This window comes from Ferruginibacter sp. (assembly GCF_014377975.1).
Classification (GTDB): Bacteria; Bacteroidota; Bacteroidia; order Chitinophagales; family Chitinophagaceae; genus Ferruginibacter.
In genome coordinates this window covers 1-14,249 of record NZ_JACMOO010000211.1, presented here as the reverse complement: position 1 = coordinate 14,249, position 14,249 = coordinate 1, and the positions used below count along the sequence as shown (strand labels likewise).

12 protein-coding genes are annotated in these 14,249 nt (G+C 36.5%); 3 read left to right on the top strand and 9 right to left on the bottom strand.

Features of this window, described 5'->3' with window-relative positions:
• From ispG to mutY, 8 genes are all read right to left on the bottom strand, one after another.
• On the bottom strand, window positions 1-1,766 hold a 1,766-nt coding region (ispG, locus tag H7254_RS11715), incomplete at its 3' end, for a (E)-4-hydroxy-3-methylbut-2-enyl-diphosphate synthase (protein WP_301933141.1).
• Between the two features lie 149 nt (window positions 1,767-1,915).
• The gene (locus tag H7254_RS11710; protein ID WP_301933140.1) at window positions 1,916-3,595 is read right to left on the bottom strand and encodes a VWA domain-containing protein; all 1,680 of its coding nucleotides are present in this window, start codon (window positions 3,593-3,595) and stop codon (window positions 1,916-1,918) included.
• Window positions 3,596-3,705: 110 nt separating this feature from the next.
• Window positions 3,706-4,530 (bottom strand): class D beta-lactamase, encoded by an 825-nt coding sequence (blaOXA, locus tag H7254_RS11705; RefSeq protein WP_301933139.1) that lies wholly within the window; start codon window positions 4,528-4,530, stop codon window positions 3,706-3,708.
• Window positions 4,531-4,578: 48 nt separating this feature from the next.
• Window positions 4,579-5,163, bottom strand: coding sequence for a DUF3109 family protein (locus H7254_RS11700; protein ID WP_301933138.1), 585 nt, complete (start codon window positions 5,161-5,163; stop codon window positions 4,579-4,581).
• Window positions 5,164-5,376: 213 nt separating this feature from the next.
• Window positions 5,377-6,057: a hypothetical protein gene (locus H7254_RS11695; RefSeq protein WP_301933137.1), complete on the bottom strand. Its 681-nt coding sequence runs from the start codon at window positions 6,055-6,057 to the stop codon at window positions 5,377-5,379.
• Between the two features lie 43 nt (window positions 6,058-6,100).
• Window positions 6,101-7,438 carry a gliding motility-associated protein GldE gene (gldE, locus tag H7254_RS11690; protein ID WP_301924489.1) on the bottom strand — a complete coding sequence of 446 codons (1,338 nt, stop codon included), beginning with the start codon at window positions 7,436-7,438 and terminating at the stop codon, window positions 6,101-6,103.
• Between the two features lie 64 nt (window positions 7,439-7,502).
• On the bottom strand, window positions 7,503-7,931 hold the full coding sequence (locus H7254_RS11685) for a single-stranded DNA-binding protein (RefSeq protein WP_301933136.1): 429 nt from the start codon (window positions 7,929-7,931) through the stop codon (window positions 7,503-7,505).
• A 41-nt stretch (window positions 7,932-7,972) separates the two neighbouring features.
• A complete protein-coding gene (gene mutY / locus H7254_RS11680; protein ID WP_301933135.1) occupies window positions 7,973-9,058 on the bottom strand; it encodes an A/G-specific adenine glycosylase in 1,086 nt (361 codons plus the stop codon).
• A gap of 191 nt (window positions 9,059-9,249) precedes the next feature.
• Here mutY and H7254_RS11675 point away from each other — a divergent pair, with 191 nt between their 5' ends.
• The 3 genes from H7254_RS11675 to H7254_RS11665 all read left to right on the top strand — a co-directional run bounded on the left by H7254_RS11675 (window position 9,250) and on the right by H7254_RS11665 (window position 12,315).
• Entirely contained in the window at window positions 9,250-9,555 is a 306-nt protein-coding gene (locus H7254_RS11675; protein WP_301933134.1) for an HU family DNA-binding protein, read from the top strand.
• Window positions 9,556-9,581: 26 nt separating this feature from the next.
• Window positions 9,582-10,436 carry a hypothetical protein gene (locus H7254_RS11670; protein WP_301933133.1) on the top strand — a complete coding sequence of 285 codons (855 nt, stop codon included), beginning with the start codon at window positions 9,582-9,584 and terminating at the stop codon, window positions 10,434-10,436.
• Window positions 10,437-10,767: 331 nt separating this feature from the next.
• Window positions 10,768-12,315: an Rne/Rng family ribonuclease gene (locus tag H7254_RS11665; protein WP_301933132.1), complete on the top strand. Its 1,548-nt coding sequence runs from the start codon at window positions 10,768-10,770 to the stop codon at window positions 12,313-12,315.
• 539 nt (window positions 12,316-12,854) lie between these two features.
• Here H7254_RS11665 and H7254_RS11660 read toward each other — a convergent pair.
• A partial coding sequence (locus tag H7254_RS11660) for a T9SS type A sorting domain-containing protein (protein ID WP_301933131.1) occupies window positions 12,855-14,249 on the bottom strand: 1,395 nt, incomplete at its 5' end.

The following is a 14,249-nucleotide window of genomic DNA, read 5'->3' as shown; positions in this document are numbered from 1 at the left end:
GTAACAGCACGTATTTTACCGGTAGTTTCCTGCAGATCAAACAGGGTTCTGCCACAACTGGGACAACTGATGTATTCTGTTTTCGATATCCTTGTACGTACCGCCTGCAAAATAGAAAAAGAAGTATTGTTTACAAACTGGTGGTTGTTTTTTGTTTGCAGATAAGTTCGGCCGGATACCTCTTGATTGATCAGTTGTTCAGGGTCATTCATCAGCCAGATACCGTCGCCCATACCATCTAAAAACAGGGCACCGGCTTCTGTACTAAAATGAATGAGTTGTTCATCAATGGAAGTGTCGTTACTTTTAACGGCGATTATTACGGGGCAGTTCACTAGTTGCTGCATTAGGTTAACGATACATTTTCTTACTGTTTGCATGGCATTTACTGCCGTGGAATAAATACATAAAACGACTGTTATATCTTCTTGTATTTTTTTAAGAAATATCTCAGAAATTGCATTGGCATCGATTGTAATAAAATTGATCGTACCTGATTTTCTTCCTGCCTTTAAAAATTCTTCTCCCTCAAAAAGTGGGAAATATTTAATATTATCTGCCTCTGTTAACCAGGTAGAATAATCGCAGATAATTTGCAATGTACCGGGTAACGCAAAATTTATTTTTTTGCTTTTTGTATATATATAATCTGCAGCAGCATCGCCAATTGTCCATTTATCTGTAACGGTATTATAATTATAACCGATGGCCTGTAAGTCAGTGTGAGCAATTGTTTCAGCCAACATGAAATCTGCTATTACCACCGGTACATGTTTATTGCCAGTGATAGCCACCTGGTTGGTAAGACGTCGTTGATATTCAAATGGTGAGTAAGGAAGTTTCAGGTCAGGCTGCTTGTTTGTATTATTATTTAGCGAATAAAAACGGCTATATCTTTTCACCAGATCTTTACAAACCGGAATTTCAAATTCCGGATCTTCGGTAAGGCTTACCCTGATGGTATCGCCTATGCCATCCTCCATCAATGTACCAATTCCAATAGCAGATTTTATTCTTCCATCTTCACCATCACCCGCTTCCGTTACACCAAGATGTAAGGGGTAACATTCACCAAATTCATCCATCATGTGGTTAATAAGTAAACGATAAGCCTGCACCATCACCAATGGGTTGCTACTCTTCATACTCAGCATAATATTGTGATAATCTTCCCTTCTTGCAATACGCAAAAATTCCATGGCACTTTCTACCATACCCATGGCAGTATCTCCATACCGGCTCATAATGCGGTCACTCAAGCTTCCATGGTTGGTGCCAATACGCATGGCGGTTCCATACTCTTTACAAATTAATACCAACGGTGTAAATCGCTCCCTGATCCTCTCTATTTCTTCTAAATATTCAGCATCGGTATACTCAATTTGTTCAAACTTTTTCTTGTCAACATAATTGCCTGGATTCACTCTTACTTTCTCAACTATTCTTGCAGCAATTTCCGCTGCATTGGGCGTAAAATGTATATCCGCAACAAGCGGCACAAAATATCCCCTGCGGTTCAGTTCGTCTTTTATATTTTGTAAATTTTCTGCCTCTTTTTTTGAAGGTGCTGTTATGCGTACCAGTTCTGCACCAGCTTCAATACAACGAATGGTTTGTTCTACAGTAGCGATGGTATCCATCGTATCGGTGGTGGTCATTGTTTGCACACGAATGGGATGATTATTGCCCAACAGCAAATTGCCGATTTTTACTTCTCTCGTTTTAAGCCGTTTATAATCGGTTAATGATTCACAATACAGATGCATAAGTATAAATATTATTGAAATGCTGTACGCCTTTTTTTATTGGTTTGGTAACTGGATAAATAAAAAAAGTGTTTGGAGCTGCATTTCATGATCTACAAAATAACAACATTAAAGCAGGAGTTGTTTGCCCTGCTTCATTTCCTTTTTTATTACCAATCTTTTTCCGGTTTGTCCGGTGATGCTGCATCGACTTTTCGTAATTTATTCTGCAGGTTTTTTTCCTGCTGCAACAACGCTTTTAATTTTTCTTCTGCTTCTTTTTTGGTCATTTTAGAAGGTTGGGGTTTGGGCTGCTGATCCTTATTTTTATCCTGCGGCTGTTGATCTTTCTGTTGATCGTCTTTAGGTTTCTTTTTGTCCTTATCCTGCTGATCTTTTTGCTGCTGTTGCTTTTGTTGCTGCAACAAAGCCTTTTGCAAATTAAATCTTGCATCTTCATCTGTGGGGTTTAAACGCAATGCATTTTTATAGGCATCAATACTCTCGGGTAATTTTTTATTGTTTTGTAAAGACACGCCTTTGTTATACCATGACCCGGACTGATCGCTTTTTGATTTACTGAATTTAATGGCTTCATCGTAAGCTTTTAATGCTTCTTCTGCATCACCTTTTTTATACAACGCATTGCCCAGATTATATTGCGCCGTCTCATTGGCAGGCTCTTTAACAGCAGCTTTTTTATAATTGTCAACTGCTACATCATACTCTTTTTTGTTATAGGCATAGTTACCGTTCTGTATTAATGTATTGCTGTTTTGGGCAAATAATAAAGAAGGCAGTATAAGCATGGCCATCAATGCCGCGGTTTCTTTTTTAATAATTATTTTCTTTACAACAGCCAGTTTCTTTACTTCTGAAACAAAAAATTCTGCCACTAACAGTATCAACGCAAGACCAAGTAACCAGGGAAAAAAATTTTTAAAATTTACCAGCGAATTTTCAGTGATGGAATGCTGGCCCATTTTTTTCAATTGTGTATCTATACCATTTACAACGTCATCTGTGTTGGTAAAAAGCTCATACAATCCATTGCCGTTAGCAGCAATGGATTGTAATTCTTTTTCATTCAATTTTGTTATCACCGGGCGTCCTTCTGCATCTGTTTTTGTGACGCCGGTAGCTGGATCAATAATGGTAGTTCCTTCCGGGGAGCCTATGCCAACTGTATTGATCATTACGCCTTCCTCAGCCATTGCCTTGGTTACTTTTTCAGCAGTTTTATCATGATCTTCCCCATCACTAACCAATACTACTGATTTGTACTTTTTTTCTTTTGTATTAAAGGCGGCGTAACACATTTTTAATGCATCGCCGATTACTGTTCCCTGTGTAGGCACTACATCCGGTGTGGCAGAGGACAAATACATTTTAGCAGCTGAATGATCGGTAGTTAAAGGCATTTGCAAATAGGCCCTGCCGGCAAAAACCACAATCCCAATCCGGTCGTCGGGTAATTTATCAATCAGCCTCTCAATAAACTGTTTGGCCCTTTCCAGCCGGCTGGGCTTTATGTCATCTGCCAGCATGCTCTTACTAACATCCAGGGCAATCATTACATCAATACCGCTGCGGTTTACAATAGTAGTGCCTTTTGGCATACGCGGATTAGCCAATGCTATGATACCAGCAACAAATGCAGTTACAATCAAAACAAATTTTATTAAAAACTTAGCGGGGCTATAGTCTTTAATTAATTGATTTACCAGCGCCGGATCACCTATTTTTTTGATTGTATTTTTTTTACTGCGCAATACAAATACATACAACAATATCATAAGCGGAACCAGCGCCAATGCCAGTAAATATTCGATGTGTTGAAAGTGTACCATGTGCTTTAACCTGAAATACTTTAATAAATACTGCTTTCCTTTAAAGGTCAAAAATATCTTCTTTAACAATCGCAGGCTGTGAAAACAATCACAATTTATTGTAGCCTGTATTACATCCGGCCATTAAAAAACCCGAGTTGTTTTAATATTCCTTTTGTAATATTTAATCTCACAGTCTTCATATCAATAGTTGAATCAGCCGATTTTACCAGAGTTACAAAAAAATATGGATGTTTATTTTCTTCTATCCAGCCAACCACCCAGCCAATATTATTATTTTTTTCATCAAAACCTCCGCCAGTTTTATAACTTAAACTATAGGCTGTGTTTTCTTCCTGCAACATGGCATCCCTTACAATTTGCTGGGTTCTTTTCTGAAAAGGCAACTGATCAAAATACAACCTTTTCATCAATCCCAACTGCTCATCCGCCGAAATTTTTAAATGATTGTCTAACCAGAAAGTATCGATTTTATCCCCGATATTTTTGTTGCCGTAATTTAAAGAATCTATCCAAAGCTTCATAGTATCTTTTCCAATACGACGGGCAACTTCCTGGAAATATGGAACACAGCTTACTTTAAAAGCTTCCAGCATCGTCAAATCTTTATTCCAGGCTTCATTGCTGCGTTTTATCCCATCCCATTTTATAACCATATTTTCATCAACAATTACGCCTGTTTCCAAACCAATTAATGAATTCACAATTTTAAAGGTAGATGCGGGTAAAACCCTGGCAGTATCCATCGGCAGATTGTACACCGTTACTTTACCATCTGCGTTATTAAACAGGGTAAAACATCCTTCCACCTTATTGTCGTCAAAATATTTTTTAAGGCTGTCATCTACAGTGGCCCTGTTTACAGAGCAGGAAGCAAGTGAAATAAGCAAAATAAAACCTGTAATCTGTAGTACAGAAATAGTAATTCTTTTCATGGTAGAAATAAAAATATTTGAACGTTGTTTTAAAACTTGATGAAATTTTCAGGGCTTTGTGTTTAAATGTTGGGCAGTTGCTTCCAGGGTTTCATAAAATTCAGTGCCATAATTTCTTACCAGTGCATCTTTTAAAAAAACGTATACCGGCACTTTTAATTTTTTGCCTAAGGTACAGGCCGCACTGCAAAGATCTTCCCGTGGTTCGTAGTTTACATATTCTGTTTGCTTATCCTTGCTTTGCTGTATACGTATGGGAAATAAATGGCAACTGATTGGCTTTTTCCATTTTATTTTGCCATCGTTATAAGCCTGTTCAATACCACATTTTACAATACCGTTTTTATCTGTAACACCATACACACAAACCTTGCTTTCAATAGTAGGCGTTACCCAGCCAAATTCTTTATTGTTTACATATTTTCCCTGCAGTTTTAATTCAGTTTTACTTTCTTCGGGCAGGTAGGGTAAAACTGCATCATACACTTCATTTAATTTTTGCAGTTCTTCTATATTTAAAGGTGCACCCGCATCTCCATCTACACAGCACCCCCCTTTGCATTTATTAAGGTCGCAAACAAATTGCTCCTGTACAATTTCATCACTTATTAAAATATTGTCAATTGCTATCATATCAAGTGCAAAAGTAATGCAAAGGCGTTATCAATTAAAAGCTGTTTTACCATGGGAGGCTAAGGGTAATAAAAAAAGTAAAACAATTATTGTCCGCGCCAAAAAGCAATATGGAACTTCATTGGCGTCGCACATTTGTACAATATATTTTTATGGCATCTTTTATTGCAGCGTAGATTAAACCTTCAATTATCAACTCAACACATAAAAAAATTACTTATTATTTTTCCACTTAAAGGTATTGATGATATGCTCCATATCTGTTTGCAAAAAATCCTGCACAGGTCTTAAACTATCGGCATTGGGCGTTACATCAAAATACAAAGCACCCCGAATAAAGTTTTTTACCGTATCACTTAAAAAAAATTGTTTTGCGGTAGCAGCGTTGCCACCCACTTTAAAAAATACACCGCCAATACCGTTGGGAGTATGTATTAAACTATCCTTAATAGCATTGGATACCACGTTGTTTTTATTGGTAAGCGTAAAGGCATCTGCCACCATTTTATCAAAAACATTTGTAGTAAAAGAATCTTTATACTGACCATTGGGCTGCTTAATTTTATACAAAGCCTTACCCCCTATTTCTTTATAACTTAAAAATATTCTTGCATGAAATTGTGGAAAATCAATATTACGCCAGTATAAATTTTCGGGGTTATTATCAAAATAAGTGCTATCCTGTATTATGTTCGCATACACCGGATATTCAAAACTATAGGGAAAGCCAGGCTGATCGAATTTTTGATACTTGCGTTCCGGAAGTTCAATGGTATAGTATCCTCTTTTTTTAGACACATAGGGCGAATTGCAGGCAGCAAAAAAAATAAAACAGGTAATAATTATAAAAAAATACTGGAGTGGTTTGTTAGCGGAAAAATATTTTTTGTGCATGTAAGCGTGTTTGTAGTTTTTCATTCTGTCAGTTGCAACGCCCTTAAGTATTGATAATTACCTTCACTTTATCAATGCGGTTTTTATTTATTTCCAAAGGAATAAAAGTAAAGTCCCCACTGGGCACTTCTTCATTTATTTGAGGAAACTCTCCGGCAATTTCCAGCACCAATCCTGCCAGCGAATCACTATCGCCTCTTGTTTCCTCAAAAGTATCAGCAGGCAGAAGCATGGCCTTGCAAACATCATTGATCATTGTTTTACCTTCAAAAATATAGGTGCTGTCATCAATTTTTTTATTAATGCTTTCTTCATCATCAAACTCATCTTTTATTTCACCTATAATTTCTTCCATGATATCTTCCAGCGTAACAATGCCACTGGTTCCACCAAATTCATCTACCACAACGGCAAAATGTATGCGCCGGTTTCTGAATTCCTGCAACAGGTCTTCTATCAGTTTTTGTTCGTGTACAAAAAGCACAGGACGCATTAAAATATGCCAGCTGTAATTATCTACTTTGCTGGCGTTAACATGCGGCAATAAATCTTTGGTATGTAAGATGCCCACTATTTCATCCAGGTTACTTTTATATACCGGCAACCTGGAGTAATGCAATTCCTCCACTTTTTTAATTACGTCTTCAAAGTTGCTGGTGTGCTCAATACCACTAACGTCAAGTCGTGTACGCATTACCTGTTTAACAGTTGTATCGCCAAATTTACGGATACCTTTTAAAATCTGCTTTTCCTCAATAGTGGCTTCGTGTTCGGGTAACAGGTCAATGGCATAATCCAACTGGCTGTTATCCATCATAGATGAATTAGTAAGTGAGAGTTTTCTTTCGATGCCATCGCTGAATCCAACCATTCTTTTGCTAAACCGGTAAAATAAACTGTTAAAAATTTCCACAATCAGTGATGCCGTAGAAGCAAACCAGATTTTATGATGATTGGCCCATACTTTTGGCAATACTTCGGCAAACAATACCAGTAAAAAAGTTACAGAAAGTACCTTTATTAAAAACCTTATCCAAAAGCCTAAGTCTACCACTTCCAGCCAGCCATCCAGTACAATATTTGAAATTAAAATGATACCGATATTTACAAAACTATTGGTGATTAGCATTGAGGCAAGTAATGTTTTTGGCTGCTCCAGCAAAGAAACAATTCGTTTGAAAGATGGCTGCTGCTTGGTTTTAAGCATGTTAATGTCCTTATAAGTAAGCGAAAAAAAAGCTACTTCAGCACCAGCCACTAAAAAGGAAATAATAAATAATAAGATTGCAATAAAAATAAGTATTGCAGAGCCTGCAGGACTTATTGCCAGTAAAGAAAAATGGAAATATCTTGTATAATCAACAACCGGATGGTAATCCAAAATCATCAGTTTTAGTGAACAATATTTAACAGATATTCCTTTGATGAAAATATCGTTTTGTATTTTAAAAAGGTAATCTTTCCGGGCCATCATCCTCGGGTGGAATATCTCCTTCAAGACCTTCCAATCCATCAATAGGCCCACCTGCAGCACTTCCATCATGCCGCTTATCCAGCATAATCAGATTATCTCCAACAATTTCTGTAGCAAATTTTTTGTTGCCTTCTTTGTCTTCCCAGCTTCTTGTTTTTAGGCGGCCTTCTATATAAACCAAACTTCCTTTGTGCAAATATTTTTGGGCCAGTTCGGCTAATCCCCGCCACAATACTACAGTATGCCATTCAGTTTGCGAAATCAATTTTCCACTTCTGTCCTTATAGGTTTCAGTGGTGGCCAACGAAAATTTCGCCACACCAATATTACCTTCTAAAAACTGCATATCAGGGTCTTTGCCTAAGTTGCCGATTAATACTACCCTGTTTACGCCTCTCATAATTGTTGCCTTTAATCTATAAAATCTTACACATTGTCATCTTAAAACAAATTTAAAGATACATTTTTATCTTTCAAATAGGCAGCTATAAATTTCGGAAAAGGAAGCTTGTCGATTTCAGCGGGTGTAAAAGCTTCATAGCCTTTACCAGTCAATTGTTTTGTTATTTTAATCCTTATAAATTGTCCCTGTATTGTCTGATGAGTTAACAGTTGTTTGTACAATGGAGAAATTTGCTCTATTTCAAAATTATCAGATCCCAATATTTCTTTAACCAATTGAAGTTCTCTTAATTTTTCAAGTGGTAAGGCTTCTTCATTTTCTATAAGCACAAATTCATATAAGTTTTCCCAGATATCTTTTGCTCCCCGCTTCCGTACATATTGTTTGCCATTGTATTCAATTACCAGGTAATAAAACCACCTTGCTTTCTTGATTATCTTTTTTTCCTTAACGGGTAACCGATCTACTGTGTCGTTTTTATAGGCTTTACATCTGGTGCTAAGTACACAATCGATACATAAAGGCAGTTGGGGCTTACAAACAACAGCACCAAAATCCATTAAAGCCTGGTTATAAATACCCGGTTGTTTTTTGTTCAATAAATCATTGGCCAGCAAAGTAAACTGTAGCTTTCCCTGCGTAGTGTCTGTTGCAGTTTCAATACCAAAGTAACGGGCCAATACGCGAAACACATTACCATCAACTACTGCGTACGGTAAATTAAAGGCAAAGGATGCAATGGCGGCGGCTGTGTATGGACCAATGCCTTTTAAATTTAAAATTTCTTCGTATTCATCAGGAAATTCCCCATTTAAATTTTGCGAAATAAATTTTGCAGTTGCAATTAAATTTTTACAGCGGGTATAATAACCAAGGCCTTCCCAAAGTTTAAAAATGGTTGTTTCAGGCGCATTGGCAAGGTGATGAACAGTTGGAAATGCCGCAATAAAACGATTGTAATAATCCAATCCCTGCTGTACCCTTGTTTGCTGAAGTATAATTTCACTCAACCATATTTTATAGGGATCTTTTTCTCCTTTCCAGGGCATTTGCCTTGTATTGTCCTGTTGGTTCCATCCTAATAATTGCTCTTGAAAAAATTGATTGCGTTTACTTATTTTCATTATTGCCAAATTTCACTAATTTTTTTATCTAAAAGATATTTTGTTAAATATCAACAGGTTGCATTGATATATGAAATTCTTTGTAGCTTTGATTAGTAACAATATTACCTAGTGATCGGTTTTTGGTATTGTTTTTTAAAATTTATTGTGCTATATTACTGATTGATAGTTATTTATAAAATATTATCCACATGAGAAAAGCAGATCTTATTTCCGAAATCTCTGACAAAACAGGCATTCCAAAAGTGGATGTAATGGTAACACTGGAGACAATGTTTAAAGAAATAAAATTGTCGCTGATTGCGGGCGAAAACATCTACATACGCGGGTTTGGAAGTTTTATTACAAAAAAAAGGGCTGCAAAAATAGGGCGTAATATTAAAAAAAATATCGCCGTAGAAATTCCTGAACACTACATACCTGCATTTAAACCTGCAAAAGAGTTTGTACAGGAAGTTAAAAATAAAAACTTACCCGATAGCAAACCTGCCTTATAGCTTACCTTTACGCCTTAATTTTTTTTGTGAAAAAACAACAACTTATTCTTACCGGAGCGGGTATTGCGTTAATCGCTTCGCTATTCTTTTTTGGTAAAACCGTTGCCAAAAAAGAAGTTGCTGGTGTTTCCAGCACTACGCTGCCAGTCATCCCTCTCTTTAACTGGAATAATTATGTACAAGTGGCACGGCAAAAATTACCTGTTTATCAGCAAAATTATCTGAACAATCTGGAAAATAGTGTAAAAAGAGGTGACGTAAAAGATCAGCAGATTAAATTAAATAATCAGTTGGCTTCTTTTTGGAAAGACTCTGTTAAACAAAATGATTTGTATCTATTTTACACCGCAGAAGCAGCGAAGTTGGTAAATTCTGAAAAAAACCTCACCTTTGCCGCCCGACTGATTTTAAAAGACCTTAGAAACGAAGAGGATAATGCAAAAAGAAGTTGGAAATCGGAACAGGCAATTGCTTTATTTGAAAAGGCAATAGAACTGGATACAAACAACGACAGTTTAAAAGTTGAATTAGGAAGTTGCTACGTATTTGGAAAAGGAATGGCAGGTGACGCACAATCAACCATGAAGGGTATACAACAATTGTTGCAGGTTGTTAAGAGAGATTCTACGAACATGCAGGCACAGTTGGTATTAGGGATTGGCGGTGTTATTTCAACACAATACGAAAAAGCGGCAGAGCGTTTACAAACTGTTGTAAAAAATGAGCCAAATAATATAGAAGCTATTTCCTGGCTGGCAGATGCATACGCAGGGAAAGGGGATAAACCAAATGCCTTAAAATGGTACGAAATAAGCAAGCGGATGATTAATAATCCTGCTTATACCAAAGAGGTAAATGAAAGAATAAAAATGCTAAAGTAAAAAGTACATCGAAATTTATTTCGATATATTATTAAGATATCGGGATTAAATTTCGAGCATATATAAAATTATTATTAACAACAAAAGACTTAGTTATGCCTTGTGGTAAAAAAAGAAAACGTCATAAAATTGCAACGCACAAGCGTAAAAAACGTTTAAGAAAGAATCGTCATAAAAAGAAATAATTTTTTTTTAAAGCCGGTAACTGCATCTCCGCCGTTACCTATTTATCAGCAATATTTTTATGCATTACTATCATGGTTTTTTGTAAAAATATTGCTGTACATTATCCTTCCGTGTGATGTACCTGTAGCAACTTAAATGCATTTTTTTGACAAAGGAATTAATTATAAATGCTACACCGCAAGGCGTTGAAATAGCCCTGCTGGAAGATAAGAAACTGGTGGAGTTGCACAACGAAAAAGCTGATGCAAACTTTGCCGTAGGAGACTTATATCTTGGAAAGGTTAAGAAATTAATTCCGGGACTGAATGCTGCTTTTATTGATGTAGGTTTTGAGAAAGACGCTTTTTTACATTATACCGATTTAAGTCCTTATGTAAAATCAATTCTGAAATTTACTACTGTTGCCATCAATGATAAAACAGAAGGTGGGTTTGATTTTAGTAAATTTGTGGTAGAACCTGAAATTGTAAAAACAGGAAAGATAGCCGAAGTACTCAGTGGAAGGCCCAATGTGCTGGTGCAAATTTTAAAAGAGCCGATTGCTGCAAAAGGGCCACGTCTTAGCTGCGAATTATCTTTACCCGGCCGCTTTGTGGTAATTACTCCTTTTAACGATATCATTGCAGTATCGCGTAAAATACATTCCAGCGAAGAGAGAAAAAGACTGCAAAAAATTATTGAAGCAATTAAACCAAAAAACTTTGGTGTTATTGTCCGTACTGCTGCCGAGGGAAAACATACTGCAGAATTGCATGAAGATCTGTTATCGCTTGTACAAACCTGGCAAACAATACAAGTCAATCTTAAAGAAGCAACCCCCCCTTCAAAAATATTAAGTGAACAAGGCAAGGCCAACAGTATGTTGCGTGATTTGTTGAATGAAGATTTTAACCGCATAGTGGTAAATGATAAAACCATTTTTGCAGAAACTAAAAGTTATATTGACCGCATAGCGCCAGAGAAAGCTGATATTGTTACCTTTTATAATAATGGTTCACCCATATTTGACAGTTTTGGCATTACAAAACAGGTAAAAGCTGCTTTTGGAAAAACGGTAAACCTGCCAAGCGGGGCCTATTTAATTATAGAACATACAGAAGCATTACATGTAATTGATGTAAACAGTGGTTACAAAAGCGTTAGCAACAACCAGGAACAAAATGCCTTGGAAACCAACCTGGAGGCGGCTGAAGAAATTGCAAGACAACTTCGGTTAAGAGATTTGGGCGGTATTATTGTAGTTGATTTCATTGATATGAAATTGATGGAAAACAAAAAACGCCTAGCTGATTCAATGGAATTGTTCATGAAAACGGATAGGGCTAAACACGCCGTTTTACCCATTAGCAAATTTGGTTTAATGCAAATTACCCGGCAACGCATGAAGCCGGAAATGAATATCAATACATCAGAAATTTGCCCCAGTTGTAATGGTACTGGAAAAATTTCATCAACCTTAATTTTGGAAGATGAAATCGAAAAGAATCTGAGCTATCTAATAATGCAAAACCACAAGGGGCTTACCATTGAAGTTAACCCTATCCTTTATACCTTCCTTACCAGTGGTATTATCTCCAGACGCAGAAAATGGAGCTGGAAATACAAACAAAAAATTAAAGTAGTTTCCAAATCTACTTATCACTTAACAGAGTTTAAGTTTTTTGATGATAGCGATGAAGAAATTAAATTATAATTTTTCACGTTCAATCCTAAGTCTCTTTTGCCCTTGTAAGGTTCCCGCCGATGCATTAAACTAATTCCAGTCAATAAAAATTTTGGTGCCAGCCTGCTTCTTAATATTAGCATAGCATAGCCTAATCGTTGTGGTTAACATGGCCTCATTCAAGTCCTGCTCCTGCAACAGCAAAATATCTTTTCCTGCATAAAAATCGGTGCTTAGATTAAACCTTTTTATCCGGACTGTAATAATCTGATAAAAATCTGTCCCCCGGATTACCCTCACATCATAACTATTACTATCCAGCAATATTTTTTATGCTATTTCCCTTCTGGTTAAATCACTGCTGGTTAACACTTTTCTTTATTCGTTCAAGTTACTCTTTAAACAAGATTGAACCATTATAACAGCTAACACAAAATCAGTAATGTTTCATAAATACTATGGTTATGTTATTATTATTTATAAAAAAAAGTACAAATTATTCTATTAAAAATATAAAAAAAGGCAACCTGTTAAAGCTGCCTTTTATTTAATTATATTTTATTTGTTTACTATAATTTCTGCAATTTAGTATTATAATTTATTTCTTCATTAACAATGGTTACATAATAAATACCCGAACCCCATGATGAAGGAAGATTATTGATTACTATAGAATTATTACCCTTGCTGAGGCTGATGTTTTTAGTATAAATCAACTGCCCCGAAGTATTCTGAATTTTTAAGGTAGCAGAAGTTGTTTTGGCTGAAGCCAATGAAACAGTAAAATTATTGTTGAAAGGATTAGGGAAAACATCAACACCGGTTCTGGCGCCTACAGAAAGATTAACAATTGATGAAAAAGATTCTTTACCATTGATGTCAACCTGCTTTAAACGATAGTATACATGGTTGCTTGCTGAAACATGATCCAGAAAACTATAATTCTTGATCGTATTACTATAACCTGCACTTTTTACTTTAGTAACGCTTACAAAATCAACCCCATCATAACTTCTGAATAATTCGAAATAATCACTATTTAATTCCTGGCTGGTTTGCCAGTTTAAAGCAGCAATACTATTTGAATAACTGCCGGTAAATGAAGTTAACTGAACCGGAAGTGGGCCACCGGCAGTAACAATAAGGGTAAAATCATTAAAATAAGTACAAACAACATTGGTTAAACTTGCCTGGCTGGTAGAAACAACGAGCCTGTATTTATAACCATTCATTGTAGAATTTACAATTCCCAGAGCTAAAGGCAAAGTAAATGTACTGCCGGTATACGTAGCTTGTGCTGCTGAACCAAGGTCACTGAAAGATGCTCCTCCATTAGTACTTTTCTGCCATTTATACCACGTGTTGGCTTTGGCGGGATCTGTCACTACATAATTAACTGTTACAGCATTCCCTTCAGTTACTGAAGAAGGACCATTTACTGCTACCTGTGATTCACATACATTGATAGAAATATCATCCAGTCCCAGATCATTGCCACTAGCTACCGCAGTTGCATTTAAAACCTGCAGATTCACAGAATCAGTTGTCGCGACGAAAGTTCCACCCACTTTTACCCAGGTAGGTGTGCTGGTGTAAGCAATCGGGCCAGAGTTAGCTATATTATTTCCATTTACAGAAAATGTGATATTAGGTTCAGAACCTGCTTTAGCTGCAATACTAGTTGAAGGGAGAATATTCAATACCCATGCAGAAAACTCGTAAGTAGTTCCAGGACAAACCCGAATATTTTTTATTTGATAAAAAACGGGGCTATAGCCAATACTAGGTGCTCCGTTAACCGCCATAAAATAACCACCGTCGCCGGTATGGTCAGAACCTCTCCAGTCACCTTTAAGACAATTGCCCCCAGACGTGTTGCCAATTGTCTTTACAATAGAATACGTGAATTCCGGCTGTAATCCGCCACTTGCCGCAGTATACGTATAGTCGGAGCAAGGAATTGC

Bases quoted from the DNA above. Each gene is read 5' to 3' on its own strand.
- H7254_RS11685 (WP_301933136.1), bottom strand. From the start codon at position 7,931: ATGAGAGGCGTAAACAGGGTAGTATTAATCGGCAACTTAGGCAAAGAC.
- H7254_RS11695 (WP_301933137.1), bottom strand. From the start codon at position 6,057: ATGCACAAAAAATATTTTTCCGCTAACAAACCACTCCAGTATTTTTTT.
- H7254_RS11700 (WP_301933138.1), bottom strand. From the start codon at position 5,163: ATGATAGCAATTGACAATATTTTAATAAGTGATGAAATTGTACAGGAG.
- H7254_RS11675 (WP_301933134.1), top strand. From the start codon at position 9,250: ATGAGAAAAGCAGATCTTATTTCCGAAATCTCTGACAAAACAGGCATT.
- H7254_RS11710 (WP_301933140.1), bottom strand. From the start codon at position 3,595: ATGGTACACTTTCAACACATCGAATATTTACTGGCATTGGCGCTGGTT.
- mutY (WP_301933135.1), bottom strand. From the start codon at position 9,058: ATGAAAATAAGTAAACGCAATCAATTTTTTCAAGAGCAATTATTAGGA.
- blaOXA (WP_301933139.1), bottom strand. From the start codon at position 4,530: ATGAAAAGAATTACTATTTCTGTACTACAGATTACAGGTTTTATTTTG.